Here is a 22,718-nt window from a genome sequence, read left to right on the forward strand (position 1 = left end):
GGCCTCCGGGCAGACGACGCTCCTTTCGACACACACACGCCCTAGACGCGGGTGGCCGGAGCGCCTTCCTGATCCAGGCGGGCGCTCAGGGTGGCGGCGAAATCCTCGGCGCGGGCCAGCTGGACCCGCAGCTTGTCCACCTGCTCGGAAGCGATCTGCCGGTAGGCCCTCACGCGCTCCAGCAGCGCCTCGCGCTCGCCGCCGTCGAGCGCGGCACCAGCGTCCAGCCGGTCGGTGGCGTCGAGGAGGTCGCGCATCTGCTCAAGGGTGAAGCCCAGCGGCTTCATCCGGCGGATCACCATGAGCCGGGCGACGTCGGTCTCCGTGTACAGGCGGAACCCGCCCTGGGAACGGGCGGAGGGAATGACGAGACCGGCCTCCTCGTAGTGCCGGATGGTGCGCAGGGACAGCTCCGTCCGCGCGGCGACCTCGCCGATCTGCATGTGCTTCTCGTCCACGCCCCTGGTCCTGCCCCTTCTCCTCGCGGCGGGCCGCGGCCCGTACGACCCCGGCAATCCCTACCCTAACGTCAGGGTAGAGTTCTTCCTGACGGGGCGGTCCGGTCGTCCCGCTGCTGCCGTTCCGGGGCCGATGACGCCCCCGGCGATGATTCGATTCTTGCAGGAGAGAGCGTGCGCGAGCCTCTGATGCCGACCGCCGCCGCCTGCCCGCCGTGACTCTTCGTCTCTGGACGTGAGCCGTCCGGCCGCCCGTGCGCCGGCGGCTCGCGCCCTCTTCCCGGCTTCCGGTCCGCCCTCGTGGACCGCGCGCGGGACGCCGGCCCGGCTCCTGCGCGTCTTCCCCGCACACCCCGGCCTGCCGGTGGGGCGTGCCCGAGTTCGACAGGTACGCATCTCCTTGTCTTCTGCTGCTGTGACTCCCGCCGCGCGGCCGCGCGGCCTGAAGCCCGACTGGCTGAACAACCCGAAGGTCTGGCGCACCGAGGTCCTGGCCGGCCTGGTCGTCGCCCTGGCCCTGATCCCCGAGGCGATCTCGTTCTCGATCATTGCCGGGGTCGACCCCGCGCTCGGGCTGTTCGCCTCCTTCACCATGGCCGTGGTGATCTCCATCGTCGGCGGACGCCGCGCGATGATCTCCGCCGCCACCGGCGCCGTCGCGCTCGTGATCGCCCCCCTGAACCGTGAACACGGGCTCGGCTACCTGATCGCCGCCGTGATCCTCGCGGGTGTCTTCCAGGTCGCCTTGGGCGCGATGGGAGTGGCGAAGCTGATGCGGTTCATCCCGCGCTCGGTGATGGTCGGCTTCGTCAACTCGCTCGCCATCCTGATCTTCATGGCCCAGGTCCCCGAGATGTGGAACGTCCCCTGGCCCGTGTACCCGCTGATCATCGGCGGCCTGGCGCTGATGGTGTTCTTCCCGAGGATCACCACCGTGATCCCGGCCCCGCTGGTGTCGATCGTCATCCTGACCGTCATCACCATCGCCGCCGGGATCGCGGTGCCGACCGTCGGCGACAAGGGCGAGCTCCCCTCCTCCCTGCCGGTGCCGGGCCTGCCGGACGTCCCGTTCACGCTGGACACGCTGACGACGATCGCCCCCTACGCCTTCGCCATGGCCCTGGTCGGACTCATGGAGTCGCTGATGACCGCCAAGCTCGTCGACGACATCACCGACACCCACTCCGACAAGACACGCGAGTCCATCGGCCAGGGCATCGCCAACATCGTCACCGGCTTCTTCGGCGGCATGGGCGGCTGCGCCATGATCGGCCAGACGATGATCAACGTGAAGGTCTCCGGCGCCCGCACCCGCCTGTCCACCTTCCTCGCCGGCGCGTTCCTGATGGTGCTGTGCATCGTCTTCGGCCCCGTCGTCTCCGACATTCCCATGGCCGCCCTGGTCGCCGTCATGATCATGGTGTCGTTCGCGACCTTCGACTGGCATTCCATCGCCCCGAAGACCCTCAAGCGGATGCCCGCCGGGGAGATCGGCGTCATGGTCGTCACCGTCGTGGCCGTCGTGGCGACCCACAACCTCGCCATCGGCGTCGTCGTCGGCTCCATCACCGCCATGGTCATCTTCGCCAAGCGGGTCGCCCACCTCGCCGAGGTCTCCCGGTTCGTCACCCCGGGCGGCACCAGCGTCCTCTACACCGTGACCGGCGAGCTGTTCTTCGCCTCCTCCAACGACCTCGTCGGCCGGTTCGCGTACGCAGGCGACCCTGAACAGGTCGTCATCGACCTGTCCGCCGCCCACGTCTGGGACGCGTCTTCGGTGGCCGCCCTGGACGCGATCGAGGCGAAGTACGCCCAGCGCGGCAAGAGGGTCGAGATCATCGGCCTGAACGACCCCAGCGCCGACCTCCACGGCAAACTCACCGGCGAACTCACCGGAGGCCACTGAGCCCCGGAACTGCCGAACCGAGACTCCCGGCCGGTGGGGCCGTGAGCCTCGGTTCTCGTCCGTCACCGGTGCCGGCAACGACCTCGGCCCGCCGGCTGCGGTCCGCTACCCGCGCGGAACAGTGCCCTGCCGGGCCGCGCCGCTCAGGACTGCCTCGCGCACGCCCGTGCCGCACGAGCCGCAGGCGGCGTCCCGCTCGTACTCCTCCGTCTGGACGCCGTACGCGATGGAGTCGAGGAGCAGCTTGGTGCCCAGGGACCGGGCCGGCAGGCCGAGGAGGAAGCGCAGGGTGTCGTTGACGGCGGCGGCCGAGACCATGGCGTTGAGCGGTCCGTAGCTCGGGGCCTGGTAGGCCTGGTTGTAGTCGGTGAAGTCGGTGGTCTCCAGGTCGCCGCCGTTGAACGAGGCCAGTCCGGTGTCGGCGAAGTGGCACTCCAGGCAGGCGGTGCGGCCGGGCACGACGAGCGGGCCGACGATGCCCATCGTGTCGATGTAGCCGGCGCAGGTGTAGGGGACGCCGGTGCGGACCGACGCCTCGTTCAGCCAGCGGTGGACGTCCTGCGGGGTGTCGGCGGAGAGGATGACGAGGTCGCATTCGGCGAAGTGCCGGACGGCGAAGTCGGGGCCGTCGAAGACGTCGTTGACGACGTCGACGCGGACCTCGGTGTTGCGTTCGGCGACGCGGCGGGCGAGGGCCTCGACCTTCGGGGTGCCGACGTCGCCCTCGGTGTAGAGGAACTGGCGGGTGAGGTTCGTGGTCTCCACGACGTCCGCGTCGGCGACCACCAGCCGGCCGACGCCCGCCGCGGCCAGCATCATGGCCACGTTGCTGCCGATGCCGCCCGTGCCGATGAGGCCGACGGTGCTGTTCCGGAGGACGGCCATCGGGTCGCCTTCGAAGCCCGCGACGCCGAAGTAGAGCCGGTGGCGGCTGTAGCGCTCCTCCCGGTCGACCCAGTGCGTGGTGAGCACACCGGCGCAGCGGAGCTCGGAGAGGAGCCGGCCGGCCTCTTCGACGTCCAGGCCGGAGTGGGCGGTCACGGTGGCGAGCGCCTCCGCCTCGGGCACGGGCCGGGAGAAGGCGGACAGGACGTGCCGCAGGTAGTCGGGGGCGTCCTCGACGGCCAGCGCCGCGGGCGGCATGAGGCCGATCATGAGGTCCTTGCCCGGCTGCAGGACGGAGAGTCCCTGCCGCAGGTTGATCGAAGTCATCGGGTGCCTCCGTGGGCCGCCGCGGAGGCGGTCGTGTTCAGGGCGGACGGGGTGCGGGAGGTGGTCGGGGGCACGGTCTCGGTACGGGGTGCCAGCAACCGCCCCCCGCCGAGGACGAGCAGGGCCGCGGCGACCGAGAAGACGGTGAGGAAGACGGCCGCTCCGGGCGGTCCGGCCAGGGCGAGCATGGCGCTCACCACGGCGACGGAGACCGGCTGGACGGCGGATTCCAGGGACTGCACGGCGGTCATCGTCTGGCCCAGGTGCTCCATCGGGACGCGCTCCTGGATGAGGTTGGAGCGGGAGACCGCGTAGACCATGCCGCAGAGGTTCACGACGAGCATCGCCGCCGCGGCGCTGATCCAGGAGGGGAGGGCGAAGAGGGCCGCGCCGAAGGCCATCCACAGGGCGGCCCGCCGCATCACGGGCTCCTTGGGCCGGTCGGCGAGGCGCTGGCAGATCAGGGTGCCGAGGAAGAGCCCGGCGCCGGCGGCGCTCGTCACGATGCCGGCCTCGGTGGGCCCGTCGCCGTACACGTCCCGTACGGCGAAGACGGCCAGCGTGCCGAGGGGCGCGTACACGACGGCCACGGCGGCGATCGAACCCATGAACCGCCCGGCGCCCTCGGCCCTGCGGAACCAGGTGAGGCCTTCGAGGAGGCTCTTCCGGATCGGGGCGGTGGAGGCGTTCCCCGGCGTGTTCGGGACACCGATGGTGAGGACGACGGCGGCGATGGCCAGGAACGTGAGGCTGTCGAGCAGCATCAGCACGTCGGCCGAGGTGACCTGCAGCAGGAACCCGCCGGCGGCGGGGCCGAGCACCGATGCGGACGTCCAGGCGCTGGCGAAGGCCGCGTTCACCTTGCTGCGGCGGTCTCCGTACACGCGGGGGATGGTGACGAAGGTGGCCGTGCGGGCGAACAGGTCGATGGTGTTCATCGCGTACGCGATGAGGCCGATCAGCCAGACGGCGGCGACGGACGCGCCGGCGGCGAGCGGGATCGTCAGGACGAGGACGGCCTGGAGGAGGTAGGCCCACAGCATCATCGCGCGGGGCGACCGGCGGTCGGCGAGCACGCCGACGAGGGGTCCGGGAAACGCCTTGGGCAGCTGGGTGGCGAGGGCCACGCCGCCCATCGCGGCGAAGGAATGCGTCCGGTCGAAGACGAGGAGGGGAAGGACGATGTTGAAGACGCCGTTCCCGAAGGCGTTGACCCACATTCCGGCGAAATGGCGGCGGAATATGGAGTCACGCCAGATGGATTTCACATCGGACGGTTCCGCGTTCTTCTTTTCCGTATGAACCATGGGCCGTTCCGCCTCCGGACGAACTGTGAACTGGACTGCGCTGCCGCGGGCCGGGAACCGGGGTCGTTCCCGGCCCGCGAGGCGACGACTGCTAGTTGAAGGCGCGGCCGGAGACGGCGCGGGCGGCGACGACCTTGATGATCTTCAGCATGATGACTCCCTGAGCGATTTCGAGGTTTCCCGGAATTTCCTCCCGGGGTCGCCTCCGTTTGTTGGCGACGAGTTAATGATGTCCTGCGGTGGGAGCCCACGGAAGTCCTTCCGATTGGCAGCAATCACACCCGGCAGGAAGCTGCCCGGAGGTGAAATCGGATATCACTGGAAAAGCCGCCCCGGAAACGCGAAAGCCCCCCGGGCGAAAGGCTCGGGGGGCCGGCGGAGGACGCGTACGGCGCTCTGTCGGCGCTCGGTCGAGGGCTCGGTCGACGCTCTGTCGGCGCGCGGTCGAGGGCTCCGTCGAGGGCTCCGTCGACGCTCTGTCGGCGCTCCGTCGAGGGCTCGGTCGAGGGCTCCGTTCAGCGCCTCCGGAAGGGACGCAGGAGGCGGGCCGTGTGCCGTTCGGCGCCCGGATCGAGGACGAACAGCGGCAGGGCGTGGACGGCGTGGTGCCAGAAGGAGATGCCCATCGTCGCCTTGATGGAGGCGTGGAAGGCGAGGGAGGACAGCCCCACGGCTCGGGGCCGCTTGCGCAGCGCGATCTGCGCGGCGGGGAAGAGGAGTTCGAAGGCGAGCGTGGCGGCACTGGCGGCGGCCGCCACGGCCATCGGCCGCCGGCTGAGCCACTTGCCGGCGCGGTTGCCCAGCTCGGCCCAGCTGCCGCGCAGGGTACGGCCGTCGGCCCAGGCGGGCCCGCTCAGCAGCACCTTGGAGAGCCCCGACTGGAAGTAGAGGCAGCCGTAGTACAGCCGCATGGCGAGCAGCACGGCGGTGGCGACGTCGGGCGACGATCCCCCGCCGTCCGCGCCGTCGCCCGTACCGTCGTCCGCTCCCTCGCCGACGGCTTCGGCGAGACTGCCGCGCGAGTCGGTCAGGGAGAGCAGGAGCAGGTAGACGTTGAGGTTGGAGTTGTAGTTCCAGGCCCGCTGGTCGAACTGCGCGACATGCCGCTGCACGGCGGCGAACGAGGCGTTGGCCGCGAACTTGAGGGCCTTGCTCTCGGCACCGAGCGTCCAGGCAGCCGTCGACACGAACGCGAGCCGCCGCAGGGCCTCGTACTGCTCGGCGCTCAGCCGACCGGAGGGCCGGCCGTCCCCGCCCGCCTCCTTCCGGCTCCACTCGTCGACGAGGGCGTCGCCGGGCGGCAGGTGCCAGAGCGTGTTCAGAATCGCCAGGCCGGTGGTGAGCCGGGCCAGTGCGAGGCGCTGACGCGCCCCGGTGATCTCAGGCAGCATGCCCCGCCTCCTCCTTCTTCTTCCCTTCCCCGGTCTCCTCGGCGAGGGGTTCGGCGAACCGCCACAGCGGCGCCTCCGCCTGATCGGCCACGACGCCTTCGGGGTCGTACCGGTGGACGAGCTCGGCCGACGTCACCTCCGTGCGGTCGAAGGGCGAGCAGGTCCGGAAGTCGACCTCGACGAAGTACAGCTCCATCGCGACGAACCGCCGCCCGGGCCCCGCCGAGAACGACGCCTTCACCTCGTCCCAGGCCCGCCATCCGCGCCGGTTCAGCCGCTCCAGCGCCTGCCGGCAGAACCGGTCCCGGACCTCGGCGTCGTCCTGCGCGTGGAAGACCCGTTCCAGGACGGACACCACCCGGAAGAACTCCAGCGGCAGCAACGACCACGGATCGGTGGGCCCGACGGCCTCGCCGTCGTCCGTGAAGAGCCGGACGCGCATCTGCAGCGCCTGGTCACGCTTGTGGTACGCGAACATGTTGAAGGTGCAGAACGGCCACCGGTTGGTGTTCAGGACCGTGTGCACCACCTGACCGGCGAGATAGACGGACGTCCCCGCGAGGATCGCCCGACTCAGCAGCTTGGCCCGGGGTACTGGGGACACGTGCGCTCTCTTTCGACGGGACGCGTACGCCGCCCATGCCGGCGCACACTGCGGTCACCGTCGAGTCTCGACACCCCCGCGCCCGGGCGGAACCCACGCCCCCTGGCATGAACCACTCCTGGCACCGTCCTGCCGATAGCGAACCGCCCTCGCACACGGTGAAGGGGCTAGAGCCCCGAGACAGCTTGCCGGTGCGAGAGGGTGATGCGGCGCCGGACCGTGTCGATGTCAAGGATCCTGACCAGCAGGGCGTCACCCACCTGGATGCCGAACTGCGGGTCTTCCAGGTGCTCGTCGGTCAGTTCGGAGTTGTGTACCAGCCCCTCGAAACCGTTCTCCGCCTCTTCGATGCGTACGAAGACGCCGAACGGTATGAGTCTGGTGACGCGGCCGACGAGGGTCCGGCCGATCTGCACGGTCAGCAGCGGCATCGGATCTTCGTGCAGGGCCTTGAGCGACAGGGAGACGCGTTCGCGGACGGGATCGACGTCGAGGATCTCGGCGTTGATCTCCTGGCCGACGGAGATGATGTCGGATGGGTGGTCGAAGGGGCGCCATGACAGCTCGGGGAGATTGATCATCGCTTCGAAGCCGCCGATGTCCACGAAGGTGACACCGAATTCGGCGATCCAGGTCACCGTGCCGGTGACGGTCTCGCCTCGGTGGAGGGTCTTGAGGAAGGCCCAGTTCCGGTCGCTCGGCGCCGGCTCGGTCTGCCAGCGGGCCCGTACCACTCCGTCGTCGTCAGGCATGACGGCGGTGAACAGAGGGGCACGTTCATCGGCGTACACGGACAGGAGCGCGGCAGCTTCGGCATCGGACAGCCGGGCGGCCAACTCCGCGAACCCGTCCTCGTCGGCGACAGCGCTGTGGACCCGGCCGTCCTCGTCCTGCCAGACGCATTCGACGAGGCCGTCGGCGGGGAGGGCGCCGATGACCGCGTCGACGTCGGAGGACAGGTCCGGCCACACGGCCAGCCGGGCGCGCGGAGCGATCCCGGCGCGAACCGTGTCGATGGAGTCGCGCGTGAGGCGGTGCCACCGCGAGGCGCCTTCGACGTACGTCTCTTCCAGCAGCCCGGCGCGGCCTGCGTCCACTGCCCAGCACAGACCGGCCCAGAACTCGTCGTCGCCGGGCCGCTGGACATCTGCGCCATCCGTCTCCATCTCGTACGGAGAGGAGTCCAGGCGTTCCGGGAACAGCCCCAGCGCGCGGGTTCGGGCCAGCGCGTCCTCACAGGGTCGGCTACTGCCGATGTAGAGGTACTGGTCCCATCCCACATGGACCGCGAACGCGCCTTCTCTCTCCAGCCGGCACCAGGCGCCGTTGTCACGCAACATCGCGCGCACCAACTCCAGCGCGATGTCGAGCGGTACCTCTGCCCCGTCGTGAAAACCGGTCGGTCCGGCAGGGAAGAGCCCGGCCAGCCCGAAGCCGTCCACCGGAGGCTCCGCACCGAAGTGCGCCAGGGACGGCACCTGCGGTTCACGTACGGCCAGGTGATCGACCCCGGTGTCTTCGGCGAAGGCCGCGACCGCCTGAAGATAAGACGCCTCGACCTCGCCGTGATCGCTGACCGTGTCCTCACTGCCGGTGTAATACCCGTGCTCGTCACGGTCGGCGGGGTCGTACTTGGTCACGCGGTAGACGTAGGGGAGCTGCACGGTCCCATCATCGGGCACGCTACCCGCCAACCCGCGAGGAAGGGTCTTCCGGAGCGTTCACACGGAGATCGTGACACGGCTGGGGCCCGTGGCACGGGGCCGTCCGCTGACGGAGGCGACCGGCACCGTCAGGGTCGGTGCCGGTCCGGCCGTACGCCGGATGGGCGGCCATGGCCGCGTTCACGTGCGGCCAGACCCGCTGTGGGAGTTCCTGAATGCAGGGACCATAGGCGTCCATGGGCACCTGGGTGCCCGCCACGCTCGCCGGTCCGTTCCACAGGCGGGCTCGTCCGCTCGAAGTGCCCGGGCAGCCCGAACGTCACGAGTCGATCACACCCCGCCACTCTCCGTGCACGATCCGGCAGGCTGACCCGATGCGCACACAGTCCACTGCCATCGCCGTCGGTCTCCTGCTCCTGCCGCTCACCGGATGCAGCAGCGACGAGCCCAAGACGGCCGCGTCTGCCACAACAGCCCCTCGGGCTGACGCGAGTTCCGCGCCGTCGGCCCCGAAGTATCTGGCGTTCGGACAAGCCATCGAGGTCAACATTCCGACGGACAACAGCGCTGCGAAGACCACGGTCCTGGGCTACCAGCAGGGCGGCTACACAACCCGGACCAGTGCCGACCAGGAGTTCAACACCAAGGGCTACGTCTGGGCCACCGTGGAGATCAAGGTCTGCGCGACGAAGGGCACTGTCCGGACGAGCCGCTATCCCTGGGTTCTCGCCTACGCCGATGGCACACGCATCGAGCCCAGCGGCGTCACCTACGGCGACTTCCCCAAGCCCGAGTATCCGTACGACGCCAAGGTCAAGGCGGGCGACTGCGTTCGCGGCAAGACCGTCTTCCCCGTCCCCGGCAACCAGCGACCCGAGCGCATCGTGTACACCACCGAGCTGCTCCCCACGCCGGCAGAATGGGCTGTTCCCGCGAAGTAGACGACGTGGCGTTCCTGCACCGTCCGCCGAGGCGGCCGCTCTGTACCTGATGGACTCCGCCCCCCGACGCCGGGCGACAGCTGGATCATCACGACCTGACCAACACCCCGCACAGGGGCACACAATCCGGAAGGCTGACCCGATGCGCATCACGACCACCACCCTCATCGCGGGCGCCGCTCTCGTGCGCATCCGACCGTCCTCGGTCATGTCCGCCCGCAGCAGAGTCCCGGCCGACGCCGGGACGGAGGCGGTCGGGTGCGGATGGTGGTCCACGGTGGCCGGTAGCGTGTGGTCCACGGAGCCCGCCCCGGCTGCTTTCCGGGCCCCGCCGAGCAGTTGCGGGCCCGTACTGCGAGCCGTGGCCCCGCCGGGGCCGGCGCGCCCGCCGACGATCGCCCGGCGTGTCCGCGTCGGCGGCGACGCCGACCACGTCACCTCCGGTCAAAGCCAGCCGCGTTGTGCCGCCTTGATGCCGGCTTCGAAGCGGCTGGAGGCTCCGAGGCGTTCCATGATCGAGGCGACCTGCCGCCGGATGGTGCGATCGGTGACGCCGAGGCGCTGGCCGACCGCTTCGTCGGTGAGGCCGGTGGCGAGCAGACGGAGCAGTTCGCGTTCGTGGTCGGTCAGGCCGTCCTGCGGGTCGTCGGGGCGGGTGGTGCCCAGGGGGACCGCGGTGTTCCAGGCGAGCTCGAAGAGTTCGAGCAGGGCGGAGACGATGCCCGGTTCGGTGACGAGCAGCGCGCCTTTGCGGTTGTCGGCGGGGTCGATCGGCACCAGGGCGTGCGTGCGGTCGACGACGACCATCCGCTGGGGGACGGTCGGCGCGGTGCGGACCTCTCCCCCGTGGCGGAGCAACACGTTTGCGTAGTCGGCGATGTGTGCGTGACGGCGGGCGAGCCCCTGGAAGAGACTGCGCATGGACACGCCGCGGGCGAGCGCGGCGAGGTCGTGCTCGCGGCCGGCGTCGAGGTCGTCGGGGCTCTGTATGCCGGGCTGGACGCCGATGATCTCGGTGCGGGCGGCCCGGCACAGACGTTCGAGGCAGTTGTGGATGGCATCCATGCCGAGCAGGCGTTCGCCGTGGGTGGAGCGGCGCTGGACCCGGTCGGCGAGCATGCGGGTGACGGCCGCTCGCGAGGCGGCCAGCTCGGCCTGACGGGCGGCGAGGTCGGCCTCCTGGCGGGCCATGATCTCGGCCAGGCCGACATCGGGGTCGACCGCTCGCATCTGCCCCGGGTGTTCGCTGGAGGCACGCACCAGCATCAGCTGTCCGAGCTCGTCGAGGCAGTCGTGGACGCGTGAGGGAGTCAGGCCGCACGTCTTCGCGAGCCGGTCGACGCCGTGGCCGGGGTGGTCGAGCATGGCCTGGTAGACGGCAGCAGCTTCGGTGGTCAATCCGAGTAATTGCAGCATGGCCCTACGATTCTCCTTCTGGAACACCCCCCTCCGGGTCCCAGGCTGAACAGCATGATTTCAGCCCGCAGCCCGTCCAGGCAAGCTTGTTCGCGGTATTTACCCAGGTCAGGGACTTATTTCCGACCAGTTGATCGATGACGCGCAGAATGCCCTCACGGTGGGAAACCCGGGTAAGTCGAACATTTCACAGACTGGGCCCCGACCCCTGTCCTGAACCGGATAGGCCCTATTCAGGACCTCGGCGAGGCCTTCCGAAGGCGTGGTTCCGCGGCAAGGCTGTTCCTCGCCCGCCGGTAACCGTCCGAACGACCACAGGGACGAAGCGTCAAGCCGAGACGCGAAACCGGGCAGGGACGCCCCGCCCTCGTGATTCCGAAAGGGCCGATCGCCATGATCCGCACCCGCATAGCCCAGGCCACCACGGTGATTGCCCTTGCGCTGGGCACCGCCGCGCTCGTCCCCTCCGCCGCGGTCGCGGCCGAGCCCGTCCCCTCCTTCGCGCCCGTGGTCGGGGCGACCCCGGCGAGCGCGCCCACGGTTCTGGAGACCGGTACCTGGGGCGGCTGACCCCTCCGCATGGACATCGTCTACGCCAGCCTGCGCCGTCGCACCAGAGCACCTGACGAGCCGGCGAGCGAGTTGGCAGAGGCACTGAGCGCCCTGTGGGCTCATGCGACGCTCGAAGACGGTCTGGAACACGTATCCGGCCGTTCCGAGCGGGACCGTGTCGACTTCCTGATGTACCTGCTCACTCACGATTGCGGCGCTCTCGGATTCTGCACCGCGGTGTACCGCGCCAGATCCCTGCTGCGCCGCTGTCACGAGGCTTCCGCGCTGATGCAGCGCCGCTATCTGCCTCCCGACGCGCCGACGGACGTGCTTGGCGCCACGGGATTCCGTTGCCGCGCCGCTCAAAGGCCGCAGAACTAATTCTTCGTATCGCCCATCGCAACCAAGAGGGGATTCGTGTGAGTTCCGCGCACGACCGTACCGTCATGGACAAGAAGCAGTCGCTCGCAGGCATGCTGGCGCGCGCCCGTGCCAAGGTCTCCGAAGGGCCCCGTCCTCGCCAGGACCGGAACAACGTCGCGCTCTCCTCCTCGCAGAACACCCTGTGGTTCGTCGACCGGCTGAAGGCCGGCACCTCGACCTACAACGTCCCCTTCCTTTTCCGTCTCGAGGGCGATCTCGACGTCACGGCCCTGACCGATGCCTTCACGAGCATCGTCAGGCGTCACGAGGCGCTGCGGACCCACGTTCTCGTGGAGAACGACGAGTACTTCCAGGGGATCGTCGAGGACCCCGAGGTCACGATCGAGAAGTCGATCGTGGAGTCCGAGGACGAAGCCGACCGGATCATGACGGAACTCGCCGGAACCGGGTTCACGCTGACGGAGTTCCCGTTGTGGCGCGCCTCCCTCGTCACGGTTCGCGACGACCTCCACTACTTCGGCTTCGTCGTCCATCACATCGTTTTCGACGGAGTGTCGACGTCGATCTTCTTCGAGGAACTCGAAGAGGAGTACAACGCGCGGCGTTCGGGAACCACGCCCAAGGTCGAGGACCCCGCCGTCCAGTTCGCCGACTTCAGCGAGTGGCAGCGCAAGCGGATGAGCACGGGCGCGTGGCAGGAGAGCGTGGACTACTGGTCCGAGACCCTCCGCGACGTCGACGTCATGGACATTCCCGGCGATCGTCCCCTCCCGCCCGAGATGACGTACGCGGGAGCCGCGGAGGTGAGCACCTGGCCGGGTCTCGCGGCACAGGTCAACGAGCTCGCGTCGTCCCTCTCGACGACGCCGATCACGGTGCACGCCACGGCGATGGCCTCTCTCTTCCGCCGGTACTCGGGTTCCGAGGAAGTCATCTTCGGCATGCCCACGGCCAACCGCGGCGAAGTCGAATGCGAACGCACCCTCGGCTTCTTCATCAACATGCTGCCGCTCCGCTGCGACGTCGATCCCGACGCGACGTTCCGGGAATGCCTCGCGGGGGTTCAGCGACGGTTCCGCGAGGGGCAGTCGCACGGGCAGCTGCCGCTCGAGGAGATCATCGCCAGTGCCGGGGCGAAGCGCGAGTCCTCGCGCTCCACGCTGTTCCAGTACACGCTGACGATGAACGAGTGGGCCGAACCGCTCCGGCTCGACGGCATATCCGCGGTCGAGCGGGAGTCGGAGACCACGCAGGCGAAGTTCTTCCAGTCGTGGACCGTCACCAAGAAGGGCGCGGACCTGGAGGTCCACACCGCGTACAACACCGACGTCTTCGACGCGGCGACCATCGCGACCATGCAGCGGGTGTTCGTCGGGATCCTGCGCAGGGCGATCTCCATGCCGGACGCCTCCATCCGGCAGTCGTGGGCCCATGACGAGGAATCCCGCGCCGCGCAGGCGCGTTGGGGCAAGGGCACCGAGGCGCCGGCGCCCACGGGCAACGTCTTCACGCACTTCTCCCGGATCGCGGACGAGCACGGGCAGAACGTGGCCGTCAACGCCCCTGACGCGGTGCTGACCTACGCGGAGCTGCGCCGCCGCGTGGAGGCGATCCGCGCCCACCTGGCGGCGAACGGGGTCGGTGCCGGCGATCGTGTGGGCGTCGCGCTCGCTCCGTCGTCCGACTTCCCCGCCACCGTGCTGGCGCTGATGGCGCTGGGCGCCGTGTACGTGCCGGTCGACGCGATGAACCCGCCGGGCCGCATCGAGACGATCATCAGGGACGCCGCCGTGCAGCGGGTGGTCTGCGACGCGACGACGGCCGGAGTCGCGCCCGGGCTCGAGTTCCGGCTCCCGGCGGACCTTCCGGACGCGGCCGCCGGGCCGGAGGCGGTTCCCGGTGAGGGCGCGACCGCGTATCTGATGTACACCTCGGGCAGCACGGGTACACCGAAGGGCGTGCTCATCAGCCACGACAGCATTCTGGGATTCGTCCGGAACGTCCGGACGCTGTTCGAACTCGCTCCGGAGGACCGTTTCCTCGGCTATGCGTCCTGTGGGTTCGACGTCTCGGTCTTCGAGATGTTCGGCGCGCTGCTGACCGGCGCGTCGCTCCATCTCGTACCGTCCTCGATGCGTCTCGACATGTCGGGCGTCCAGCGGTTCCTGGAGGAGCACCGCATCACGGTGACCGACCTGCCGCCGTCGGTCATGAAGCTGCTCGATCCGGCTCCGCTGGCCGACCTGCGCATCGTCTTCGTGGGCGGCGAGGCGTTCTCCCACGAGCTCGTACGGGCCTGGGGCAAGGGGCGGCGCATCTTCAACGGGTACGGCGTCACCGAGTGCACCGTCACCAGCATCGTCGAGGAGCTGCGAGAGCCGCTGCCGGCGGCCGCCCTGCCCATCGGCGGCCCGATGGACAACCACGTCGCGTACGTGCTGGACGACCGGCACGTGCCGGTGCCGCAGGGCGTCATCGGCGAGCTGGCCATCGGCGGGGTCGGACTGACGTCCGGCTACTGGAACCGGGACGAGGACAACGAGCGGCGGTTCATCCCGGACCCGTTCGCGGACGACCCCGAGGCGCGCCTCTACCTGACCGGCGACCTGGCCCGGCACACCGGCGACGGCCGCCTGGTGTACGTCGGACGGGCCGACAAGCAGGTCAAGATCAACGGTGTGCGGATCGAGATCGGCGAGATCGAGAGTGCCCTCCGCGGCGCCCGCGGCATCCGCAACGTGTTCGTGCGGGTCGAGCAGGACGAGGACCGGAAGAGGGTGGTCGCCTACTGCGCGACCGGCGGAGTCGGCGACGTGTCCGAGACGGCACTGCGCGACCACTGCCGCAGGCACCTCGTGTCCACGATGGTGCCGAGCACCTTCGTGATGCTCGACGAACTGCCGATCAACGCGAGCGGAAAGATCGACGAGCGGGCCCTGCCCAGCGTCGGTTCCACGGTCGAGGCGGACGCCGTGGAGCCCCTCACCGATCTCGAACGCCAGATGATGACCAAGGCGTTCGAGCCGATCCTCGGACGCGGCGACTTCGCGAAGAACGTCAGCTTCTTCGACCTGGGCGGGACGAGCCTGCAGGCCGCCCAGCTGGTTTCCAAGATCAAGAAGATCTTCTCGACGGAGATCTCCCTGGCCGCGTTCTTCGCGGACTCGAGCGTGCAGAGCATGGCCCTGGAGGTCGAACGCTCCCGGCTCGCCGCCCTCTCCCCCGAGGAACTGGAGAAGGCCATCGAGCAGATGACCGACGAGGACGTCGCCCGCCTCCTGGCCGAGTGAACGGACGGGCATGGATCGGGACGGCAGGGAGCGCGTGATGCAACGTGAAGGGCACCGTCTGAACGCCTATCTCCGTACGAGGTCGGCGAGGACGGACACAACGAACCTCATCGAACTGAACCAGTCGGCCGCGTCCGGCAAGGTGATCCTGTTCGCTCATCCGGTGGGCGGCAGTCTGCTGGCCTACCAGCCGCTGGTGCGGAGGCTCGCCGACCACCGGTGCCTCGGGCTTGAGGCGTCGCCGAGGACTCTCGCCGACGGCGGGCCGGTCGCGTCGGTGCAGGAGCTCGCGCGGACGTACGTCGCCGGCTTCGCCGACGACGGTCCCCGGGTCGACGTGGTCTGCGGCTGGTCGTTCGGCGGTGCTCTCGCGTGGGAGATCGCGTGCCTGCTCGCGGAACGGGGAGTGCGGCCGAAGGTGGTGCTCATCGACTCGACGTGGCCGGAGGGGCACCACCCGGAGGTGACGCCCGCGGAGGCGTTGCGGAGCTTCGTCCACGACGCGCTGCGGCTGAGCGGACGCGACGGCGAGGCCGAGGTGGCCACGGAGGCCGAGGCCGCCGCGCTGCTCGGCATGGACCAGGAGACCTTCGGCGAGCGCTTCGAGATCTTCGCGCGGAACCGGCGGCTCATCGCCACGTGGAAGCCCACCCCGGGCGGGCTCGACGTCGTGTCCGTACGCGCCGTGGAGTCCCTCACGTCCGATTGGCCGACGGTGACCTCGGGCGACGTGCACGTGCAGGACCTCCCCGGCGACCACTACGGCCTGCTGGGAACCGACGGGAACGTCGCCGCGATCGAACGGGCCATCCGGGACGACCACCCGGCGGCGCCCCCCGTCCCGGCCCCGTACGGGCAGGCCGGCGCGGCCGGCGCGACCGGTCTCCAGGACCTCCTGGCGAAGCTCATGGACACGCCCCACTGGCGCGACCTGGTGATCAGGTCCCGGCGGATGGACCCGGACGCCATCGCCGAGGCGTACCGGGAGCTCGGCGCCCGCGGCCTGCTCACCCCGGACTGGCCGGGCGAGTTCGGCGGCTCCGGAACGCCGACGCGCCTCGCCATCGAGCTGTTCGAGGGCTTCGCCGCGAGCGGTCTGCCGGACCTCGTCCACGCGCTCACGGTGCAGATCGTGGGCAACTTCGTCCTGAAGTACGGTTCGGACCGGCTGAAGGGCGAGCTGCTGCCGCGCATCAGCCGGGGCGAGGAGTTCGCCACCGTCCTCTACAGCGAACCCCGCGCCGGCAGCGACCTCGCCGCGCTCCGCACCAGGGCGGAGCGGCGTGGCGACCGCTACGTGCTCAACGGCGTCAAGGTGTTCAGCATCTACAGCGACATCGCCGGTTCGGCGCTGGTGGCAGCGCGCACGGGGCAGGAGGGTCACAAGTACGACGGCATCACCCTCTTCGTGATCGACCTGGCCGCCGAGGGGGTGAGCGTCGAGCTCGTCGACACGCTCCAGCGTGAACGGATGTGCCGGGTCCGCCTGCGGGACGTCGAGGTCGAGAGCTGGCGCCGGGTGGGCGACGAGGGCCGCGGATGGGCCCTCCTCGACGGAGCCCTGGCCATCGAACGTACCGGCATCGACCACGTCGTCAGGGCGGCCCGCTGGCTGAGGGCGCTGCGGGCCGCGACCGGCCGGCCCGCGAGCCTCCAGCGGCTCGAAGGACAGGTCGAGTGCGCCACGACGCTGGCCCGCGCGGCGACCGAGGTGTTCCTGCGCACCGACGTCAGGGCGACCGACACCGCCGTGGCCAAGCTCTACACCAGCGAGACCTGCCAGCAGGTCGGCCACGAGGTGCTCCGCCGCTGGAGCACGCTCGGGAAGGCGTCCGGCCTCGACGAACTCGCCTACGAGGAACTGTTCTCGGGACTGACGGAGTCGCCCGGCCTGACCCTGTCCGCCGGCACGTCGGAGATGATGCTGTCCACCATCGGGACGGACCTCAGGGAGGAATCCTCCCAGCGCTGCCTGGAGATCCTGCACCGCTTCGGCGGAGAGCTCGTCGACACCGTCATGGAGGTCCTCGAAGCCGCCGGCGCGGGCATCAGGGTCGAGCCCCTGTTCGCCCACGCGCCGACGCGGCGGGAGGCGCTGGAGAAGACGCTGGCCGACCTCGGCTTCGACCGGGTCGAGCATCCCGAGGAGGAAGGGGGGCTCGGACTCGGTCTCACGGTCGGCTGCGCCATCAGCCTGACCATGGGATACCTCGGGTACGAGAACGCCTACCGGCCGTGCAGGACCGGGATCTGCGACGACGGCGCCCGCCACGAGCGGTGCCCCGCGCACGAGTGCAGGCTGCGGCACGCGGCCTACGTGCTCGGACTGGGCATCGGCATGTTCCGGACCGCGTGGGAGTACGCCTCCACCCGGGAGCAGTTCGGGAAGAAGCTCGTGGACGCCGACGCGCTGATGTTCCCCCTGATCCGTTCCTACGCCGAGCTGACCGCGCTCGGCGCGCGGCTCCACGAGATCGCGGACTCGGTCGCCGGCACGGGCGGGGACGAGGGAGCCGTCCGGCGCTTCGAACTCGTCGAGCAGGACGCGCTGGTGCGCGTGGTCCGCAGCGCGATGCAGGTGCTGGGGGCCCAGGGCATCACGGAGTGGTCGGTCGCCTCGCGCTTCTACATGCGGTGCGCGGAGAGCATCGGATCGCTCGACCACGAGGGCACGGAGACCGACGGCTGACCGGCCGGCCGTCCCGGCCGACGGCCCACCGGCCGCGGGGCGGCGAGCCCCTCCCCCGGCCGGACCGCACGAGCGTTCTCCGCATGCCCGTCATTCCCACGCAAAGGTGTTCTTTTCATGCGAATTTCCCCCAAGGATTCCGCATCCTCGGACGTGACCTCCTCGGACATCTACGAGGAGTCGCAGTACGGGGCCCGGGACATGCACCCCGTGTGGCGGGAGCTGCGCGGGCGGGACGGACTCCACCGCCAGCAGACCCCCGACGGCCAGGACTTCTTCGCGGCGATGCGCTACGCGGACGTCCGGGAGGTCCTGAACGACCACAAGACGTTCTCCTCGGCGTACAGCACCATGCTGACCGTACGCGGGGACGGGGACGTCGCGGCGGGGGCGGCGATCCACCTCACCGATCCGCCGCTGCACTCCGACATCAAGCGCAACTTCACCCCCCTGATGACGCGGCAGGCGACCCTCCGTCTCCAGGAGGGGATCCGCGCCCGCATGTCCGAGCTGTTCGACGCCGTCCGCGGACGGGAGGCGTTCGACTTCTGCGACGCCATGCTCACGCTGCCGATGACGATCACCGGCGAGCTCATGGGCATCCCCCAGGAGGAGTGGACCGTCACGGGCAGGGCGACCGTCCGGGCGATGGGGGGCGTCGACCCGGACGTCTCGGAGTACCAGCGCCGCTTCCAGCTCTTCGAGGCCCACACCACGATCATGTCGGTGCTCGGGGAGGTCCTGGAGTCCGACCCGTCGGCGGACTCGGTGAGCGGCCGCTGCCCGGCCACCGTCCACGCGGTGCCGGACGACGAGAGGAACGTTCCCCTGCTGAACGCGTACGCGTTCCTCATGGGTGCCAATCCGACCGTTCCCCAGACCATCAACCAGACGCTGCTGCTGCTGGCCGGCGACGACGACCTGTGGTCGTGGTTCCTGCGCCAGGAGGAGACCGACCAGCGGTTCGTCGACGAGGCGCTCCGCTGGGCGAGCCCGGTCAACCACGTTCTGCGCCGCACCACGGTGGACGCCACGATCGGCGGCACCGACGTGCCGGCCGGATCCCTGGTCTCCGCCTGGATCGCCTCGGCCGACCGTGACGAGGAGGTGTTCGAGGATCCGTACCGGTTCGTTCCCGACCGCTCCCCCAACCCGCACCTCGCCTTCGGACTCGGCGTGCACCGGTGCATCGGCCAGCACGTCGCCTCCGCCGGGATCAAGCAGTTCCTCGACCTCTGGCGGCAGAACGTGCGGTCCATGCGGCTGGACGGCGACCCCACGCACCTCATCTCCAACTTCCTGAACGGCGTGGTGAGCCTGCCGCTGGCCGTGACCTGGAAGTAGACAGGTGCTCCCAGGTCGACGGTGGACATGCCCGGAAGGCGGAACCGATGAGTGAACTTGTCGTCAGCGTGGTCGGACCCGACGACTGGCCCGCGCTCAGCGAACTCCTCGAGCCGAAAGGCCCGGTGGAGAACTGCTGGTGCACGTACTTCCGCATGACGGCGAAGGAACGGGCCTCCTGCGGTCCGGCGGAACGCAAGGACAGGCTCCGCGATCTCGTCGAGTCCGGCGAGCGGGTCGGTGTCCTCGCCTCCGTCGACGGCGCTCCGGCCGGCTGGATCGGCGTCGGGCCCCGGCAGGGGTTCCCGCGGCTGCGCGGATCCCGCGTGGCGAAGCCGGTCGAGGGCGACGACCCCGAGCGCATCTGGTCGGTCGTGTGCCTCTACGTGGCACGGGAGCACCGGCGCCGGGGACTGGTCGAGGCGCTCATCGACAGGGCGGTCCAGTGGGCCAGGGACGAGAAGGCAGACGTGATCGAGGCATACCCCGAGGACGACCGTGACCCCGCGGTCGAGATCGACCGCTCAAGCTTCCACGGCCGGGTCAGCACCTTCGAATCCCGCGGATTCACCGTGGTCGAACCCAGGCTGCAGCGCCGTGCGCTGGTACGTAAGGATCTCCGTTGACTGTTCACACGATGCTCGCGCTCGAACCCTTCCTCAACAATCAGGCGGCCACCACCCCGGACAACCTCGCCGACGGACGGCTGAACGTCTGGCGCAACTCGATTCCGGCCCAGCCCGGACCTCTGGAGCGCGTCGTCGACGGCGTCCCGCTGCGCACCGCGCGCCTCGACGGAAACGGGCCCGACAACGTGCTGTGCGCGGGCCAGCGGATCGAGGTGCCGGAGCGGCGGTGGGACTGGCTCTACGTCATCGGCTGCGGCGAGCGGCGGGTGAAGGACGTCATCACCTGGCACTTCTCCGACGGCTCCGTGGACCGCGACCAGCTCGCCCTCTCCGACCTGTGGGAGGGCCGGTCGGACCGCGGCGAGGAGCTCGCCCTGCGCACGGACGTCATCCACTACCCGTACCACGTACAGGAACGCATCGGGATCACGCTCTGGTGCCAGCGCGTCCCGATCACCTCGCGGCAGCCGCTCAGCGCCATGTCGCTGCCCGAGAACCCGGCCGTCCATCTCTTCGCGATGACGCTCGTCGGGCAGTCCGCAAGCGCCGGCTCCGAAGAGCTCCGGCCCACAGAGGGGGAACCGCAGTGACCATCACCGGCACGGTCGGCACGACAGCGCGCCCGGAGCGCTGGAGCGGCGCCGCCGGCACGTATCCCCAGTGGTACGAGGACCCGCTGAGCTGTCTGCAGACCACCCTGGGCAGCGTCCTGCTCGAGCACGGGCTGCGGCCGGTCGACGTCCTCGGCCGGTCCTGCGAGTTCGTCTTCGCCCCCGGCGACGTCATGTGCGAGGAGTTCTACCGCCCCGCGCAGGGCGACCGGGGCGTGGCGGCCGACCTGTGCCCGTACCACGACGTGGAGTCCGCCTGGACGACGGGATCGACCGCGGACGACCTGATCGCCCTCGTCGAGGAGCACTCCCGCGTCATCGTGGCGGTGGACAACTACTACCTGCCGTTCCGTCCCGCCTACCAGGACGTGCACGCGGCCCATCTCGTCGTGGTGCCGGCCTGGCGGCGGACCCCGGACGGGGGTGTGGAGTTCTACGTCTCCGACGCACAGCCCCCGGCCTTCCAGGGCTGGTTGTCCGCCGAGCACCTGGTGGCCGGCTGGACCTCGGGCAATCCCTCCGACACCCAGGACGTCTTCTTCTCCAGCCGCGAGATCGGCGGCCGGGTGCTGACGACGAAGGTGCGGCAGCGACCGGAGGAACCCACCGCCGCGCACGTGGCCCGGGCCCTCCGGGGCAACCTCGACCGCTGGGACGACGGCGCGGCCGGGCCCACGGACCGTCTCTGGTCGGGCCGGAGCGGTCTGCGCCGGTTCGTCGGCCGCCTGACCGAGCAGGCCGCCGACCCGGCGTCGCTGCGGCCCGCGTACACCTTCGGCTGGTCCATGCAGGCCCAGGCGTTCCTGCACGGGCGGTTCGCCCAGGAGCGCGCGTTCCGGAGCGGCGACGCGTCGCTGGCCGCCGTCGCGGCATCGGCGGACCGGGTGGTGTCGGCCTGGTCGAACGTCCGCCTGCTCTGCGCGCACGCGGCGAACGTCCCCGAGATATCCGCATTGATCCTGCGTCGCGGCGAGGAGTTGCTGCACGCCTACGAGCAGCTGGCCGTCGACTGGCGACTCGCGCTGGCGAGGGAAGGGACGGACGTCCGATGAACGACCTGTCCGTGGGAGAGCTCGCGCTCACCGGAGGCGAGCCCGTGCTCGGAGAACTGGCCCCGGTGGGCTGGCCGCTGACGACCGACGCGGACCGGGCGGCGGTGCTCTCGGTCCTGGACTCGAACGTCTTCGTCTCCGACCGGCCGAACGAACCGACCGCGGTCGAGCGGCTGGAGAGGTCCTGGGCGGAGTACCTGGGCGTGCGGCGCTGCGTCGGCGTGAGCAACGGCACCACCGCGATCGAACTCGCCCTCCTCGCGCACGGAGTGGGCCCCGGCGACGAGGTCGTGGTCCCCGCCCTGACCTTCGTCGCGACGGCGATGGCCGTCGTGCACGTCGGAGCGACGCCGGTGTACGCCGATGTCGACCCGGTGACCTTCACCATGTCCGCGGACAGCCTGACCGCGCTGATCACGGAGCGCACGAAGGCCGTCGTCCCGGTCCACCTGCACGGCCTCAGCGCCGACATGGACGTGATCGACGGCATCGCGCGCCGGCACGGCCTCGTGGTGATCGAGGACGCCGCGCAGGCCCAGGGCGCCCGCTACCGGGGCACTCCGGTCGGCGCGTCCGGCAACACGGCGACGTTCAGCCTGCAGATGACCAAGAACCTCCCCACCTGCGGGGAGGGCGGTCTCGTCGTGACCGACGACGACGGCGTGGCCGACCGCATCGTGCAGCTGCGCCAGTTCGGCGAGACGATCCGCCCCGACCGGCCCCGGCGCTACGTGAGCCACCGGCTGGGCTTCAACGCGAAGCTCAACAACGTCCAGGCGGCCTACACCTCCAGCCAGCTGGAGCGTTTCCCCGAGTACCACGAGGCCCGGCGGGCCAACGTCGCGGCCTTCCTGGACCGGCTGCGGGACCTGGACGACCTGTTGTGCCCCTCGGAGCCGGACGGCTACGAGCACGCGTGGCACATCCTGCGCTTCGTCCCCGACCTCGACCGGATCTTCCCCGGCACGGACACCGCGTCCGCGAGGAACCTGCTGATCAGGGCCCTGCGCGCGGAGGGCCTGCCGGCGACCCGGTACCAGATGATGCCGCTTCCCGAGCAGCCCGCCCTGCGGTCGGTGTGCCGGCAGGAGCGGGGCTCGTGGCCGGTCACCCAGGACGTGGTCGACCGGAGCTTCACCCTTCAGCAGCGCCACCTGGCGCCGGACTCCGGGCCCCTGCTCCAGAGCTTCGCCGACGTCATCGAGAAGGTCTGGTCGCAGCGGAAGGTCCTGGCGGAACTCGCGGAAGGTGCGGACCGCTGACCAGGA

The 22,718-nt window shown here is 70.1% G+C and carries 18 protein-coding genes; 11 read left to right on the forward strand and 7 right to left on the reverse strand.

Going from position 1 to position 22,718, the window contains the following annotated elements:
* Positions 1-41 precede the first annotated feature (41 nt).
* A complete protein-coding gene (locus ESG85_RS13550) occupies positions 42-458 on the reverse strand; it encodes a MerR family transcriptional regulator (protein WP_181019029.1) in 417 nt (138 codons plus the stop codon).
* Between the two features lie 415 nt (positions 459-873).
* On the opposite strand from ESG85_RS13550, the gene ESG85_RS13555 reads away from it, so the two are divergent.
* The gene (locus tag ESG85_RS13555; protein ID WP_425471218.1) at positions 874-2,364 is read left to right on the forward strand and encodes a SulP family inorganic anion transporter; all 1,491 of its coding nucleotides are present in this window, start codon (positions 874-876) and stop codon (positions 2,362-2,364) included.
* A gap of 105 nt (positions 2,365-2,469) precedes the next feature.
* Here ESG85_RS13555 and ESG85_RS13560 read toward each other — a convergent pair whose 3' ends face one another.
* From ESG85_RS13560 to ESG85_RS13580, 5 genes are all read right to left on the reverse strand, one after another.
* Positions 2,470-3,576, reverse strand: coding sequence for a HesA/MoeB/ThiF family protein (locus ESG85_RS13560; protein ID WP_128978915.1), 1,107 nt, complete (start codon positions 3,574-3,576; stop codon positions 2,470-2,472).
* Positions 3,573-4,883, reverse strand: a complete 1,311-nt coding sequence (locus ESG85_RS13565; protein ID WP_128978917.1) for an MFS transporter — start codon at positions 4,881-4,883, stop codon at positions 3,573-3,575. Before ESG85_RS13565 ends, ESG85_RS13560 begins: the two co-directional genes overlap by 4 nt.
* Before the next feature lie 515 nt (positions 4,884-5,398).
* Positions 5,399-6,274 carry a hypothetical protein gene (locus tag ESG85_RS13570; RefSeq protein WP_128978919.1) on the reverse strand — a complete coding sequence of 292 codons (876 nt, stop codon included), beginning with the start codon at positions 6,272-6,274 and terminating at the stop codon, positions 5,399-5,401.
* On the reverse strand, positions 6,264-6,878 hold the full coding sequence (locus tag ESG85_RS13575) for a hypothetical protein (RefSeq protein WP_128978921.1): 615 nt from the start codon (positions 6,876-6,878) through the stop codon (positions 6,264-6,266). The genes ESG85_RS13570 and ESG85_RS13575 overlap by 11 nt, the downstream gene beginning before the upstream one ends.
* A gap of 167 nt (positions 6,879-7,045) precedes the next feature.
* A complete protein-coding gene (locus ESG85_RS13580) occupies positions 7,046-8,572 on the reverse strand; it encodes a S1 RNA-binding domain-containing protein (RefSeq protein WP_246094990.1) in 1,527 nt (508 codons plus the stop codon).
* Positions 8,573-8,916: 344 nt separating this feature from the next.
* Here ESG85_RS13580 and ESG85_RS13585 point away from each other — a divergent pair, with 344 nt between their 5' ends.
* Positions 8,917-9,483, forward strand: a complete 567-nt coding sequence (locus ESG85_RS13585; protein ID WP_128978923.1) for a DUF4352 domain-containing protein — start codon at positions 8,917-8,919, stop codon at positions 9,481-9,483.
* A gap of 444 nt (positions 9,484-9,927) precedes the next feature.
* Here the strand turns inward: ESG85_RS13585 and ESG85_RS13590 are convergent, their stop codons facing one another.
* Complete coding sequence (locus ESG85_RS13590; RefSeq protein ID WP_128978925.1) at positions 9,928-10,899, reverse strand: LuxR C-terminal-related transcriptional regulator; 972 nt, start codon at positions 10,897-10,899, stop codon at positions 9,928-9,930.
* Positions 10,900-11,292: 393 nt separating this feature from the next.
* On the opposite strand from ESG85_RS13590, the gene ESG85_RS34970 reads away from it, so the two are divergent.
* The 9 genes from ESG85_RS34970 (at position 11,293) to ESG85_RS13625 (ending at position 22,712) form a co-directional block, all read left to right on the forward strand.
* Entirely contained in the window at positions 11,293-11,469 is a 177-nt protein-coding gene (locus tag ESG85_RS34970; RefSeq protein WP_164986233.1) for a hypothetical protein, read from the forward strand.
* 9 nt (positions 11,470-11,478) lie between these two features.
* Positions 11,479-11,832 carry a hypothetical protein gene (locus ESG85_RS13595; RefSeq protein ID WP_128978927.1) on the forward strand — a complete coding sequence of 118 codons (354 nt, stop codon included), beginning with the start codon at positions 11,479-11,481 and terminating at the stop codon, positions 11,830-11,832.
* Between the two features lie 65 nt (positions 11,833-11,897).
* Complete coding sequence (locus ESG85_RS13600) at positions 11,898-15,125, forward strand: non-ribosomal peptide synthetase (protein WP_128978929.1); 3,228 nt, start codon at positions 11,898-11,900, stop codon at positions 15,123-15,125.
* Between the two features lie 37 nt (positions 15,126-15,162).
* Positions 15,163-17,814, forward strand: coding sequence for an acyl-CoA dehydrogenase family protein (locus ESG85_RS13605; RefSeq protein ID WP_164986234.1), 2,652 nt, complete (start codon positions 15,163-15,165; stop codon positions 17,812-17,814).
* Between the two features lie 117 nt (positions 17,815-17,931).
* Entirely contained in the window at positions 17,932-19,158 is a 1,227-nt protein-coding gene (locus ESG85_RS13610) for a cytochrome P450 (protein WP_128978933.1), read from the forward strand.
* 47 nt (positions 19,159-19,205) lie between these two features.
* Positions 19,206-19,784 carry a GNAT family N-acetyltransferase gene (locus tag ESG85_RS13615; RefSeq protein ID WP_128978935.1) on the forward strand — a complete coding sequence of 193 codons (579 nt, stop codon included), beginning with the start codon at positions 19,206-19,208 and terminating at the stop codon, positions 19,782-19,784.
* Positions 19,781-20,377 (forward strand): hypothetical protein, encoded by a 597-nt coding sequence (locus ESG85_RS34975; protein ID WP_164986235.1) that lies wholly within the window; start codon positions 19,781-19,783, stop codon positions 20,375-20,377. Before ESG85_RS13615 ends, ESG85_RS34975 begins: the two co-directional genes overlap by 4 nt.
* Complete coding sequence (locus ESG85_RS34980; RefSeq protein ID WP_164986236.1) at positions 20,374-21,450, forward strand: BtrH N-terminal domain-containing protein; 1,077 nt, start codon at positions 20,374-20,376, stop codon at positions 21,448-21,450. Before ESG85_RS34975 ends, ESG85_RS34980 begins: the two co-directional genes overlap by 4 nt.
* The gene (locus ESG85_RS13625) at positions 21,447-22,712 is read left to right on the forward strand and encodes a DegT/DnrJ/EryC1/StrS family aminotransferase (RefSeq protein WP_128978939.1); all 1,266 of its coding nucleotides are present in this window, start codon (positions 21,447-21,449) and stop codon (positions 22,710-22,712) included. Before ESG85_RS34980 ends, ESG85_RS13625 begins: the two co-directional genes overlap by 4 nt.
* Positions 22,713-22,718: the final 6 nt, after the last annotated feature.

Source organism: Streptomyces roseicoloratus (assembly GCF_004117935.1).
GTDB lineage: Bacteria > Actinomycetota > Actinomycetes > Streptomycetales > Streptomycetaceae > Streptomyces > Streptomyces roseicoloratus.

Bases quoted from the DNA above. Each gene is read 5' to 3' on its own strand.
- ESG85_RS13560 (WP_128978915.1), bottom strand. From the start codon at position 3,576: ATGACTTCGATCAACCTGCGGCAGGGACTCTCCGTCCTGCAGCCGGGC.
- ESG85_RS13565 (WP_128978917.1), bottom strand. From the start codon at position 4,883: ATGGTTCATACGGAAAAGAAGAACGCGGAACCGTCCGATGTGAAATCC.
- ESG85_RS13570 (WP_128978919.1), bottom strand. From the start codon at position 6,274: ATGCTGCCTGAGATCACCGGGGCGCGTCAGCGCCTCGCACTGGCCCGG.
- ESG85_RS13585 (WP_128978923.1), top strand. From the start codon at position 8,917: ATGCGCACACAGTCCACTGCCATCGCCGTCGGTCTCCTGCTCCTGCCG.
- ESG85_RS13590 (WP_128978925.1), bottom strand. From the start codon at position 10,899: ATGCTGCAATTACTCGGATTGACCACCGAAGCTGCTGCCGTCTACCAG.
- ESG85_RS34970 (WP_164986233.1), top strand. From the start codon at position 11,293: ATGATCCGCACCCGCATAGCCCAGGCCACCACGGTGATTGCCCTTGCG.
- ESG85_RS13595 (WP_128978927.1), top strand. From the start codon at position 11,479: ATGGACATCGTCTACGCCAGCCTGCGCCGTCGCACCAGAGCACCTGAC.
- ESG85_RS13600 (WP_128978929.1), top strand. From the start codon at position 11,898: ATGGACAAGAAGCAGTCGCTCGCAGGCATGCTGGCGCGCGCCCGTGCC.
- ESG85_RS13605 (WP_164986234.1), top strand. From the start codon at position 15,163: ATGCAACGTGAAGGGCACCGTCTGAACGCCTATCTCCGTACGAGGTCG.
- ESG85_RS13610 (WP_128978933.1), top strand. From the start codon at position 17,932: ATGCGAATTTCCCCCAAGGATTCCGCATCCTCGGACGTGACCTCCTCG.
- ESG85_RS13615 (WP_128978935.1), top strand. From the start codon at position 19,206: ATGAGTGAACTTGTCGTCAGCGTGGTCGGACCCGACGACTGGCCCGCG.
- ESG85_RS13625 (WP_128978939.1), top strand. From the start codon at position 21,447: ATGAACGACCTGTCCGTGGGAGAGCTCGCGCTCACCGGAGGCGAGCCC.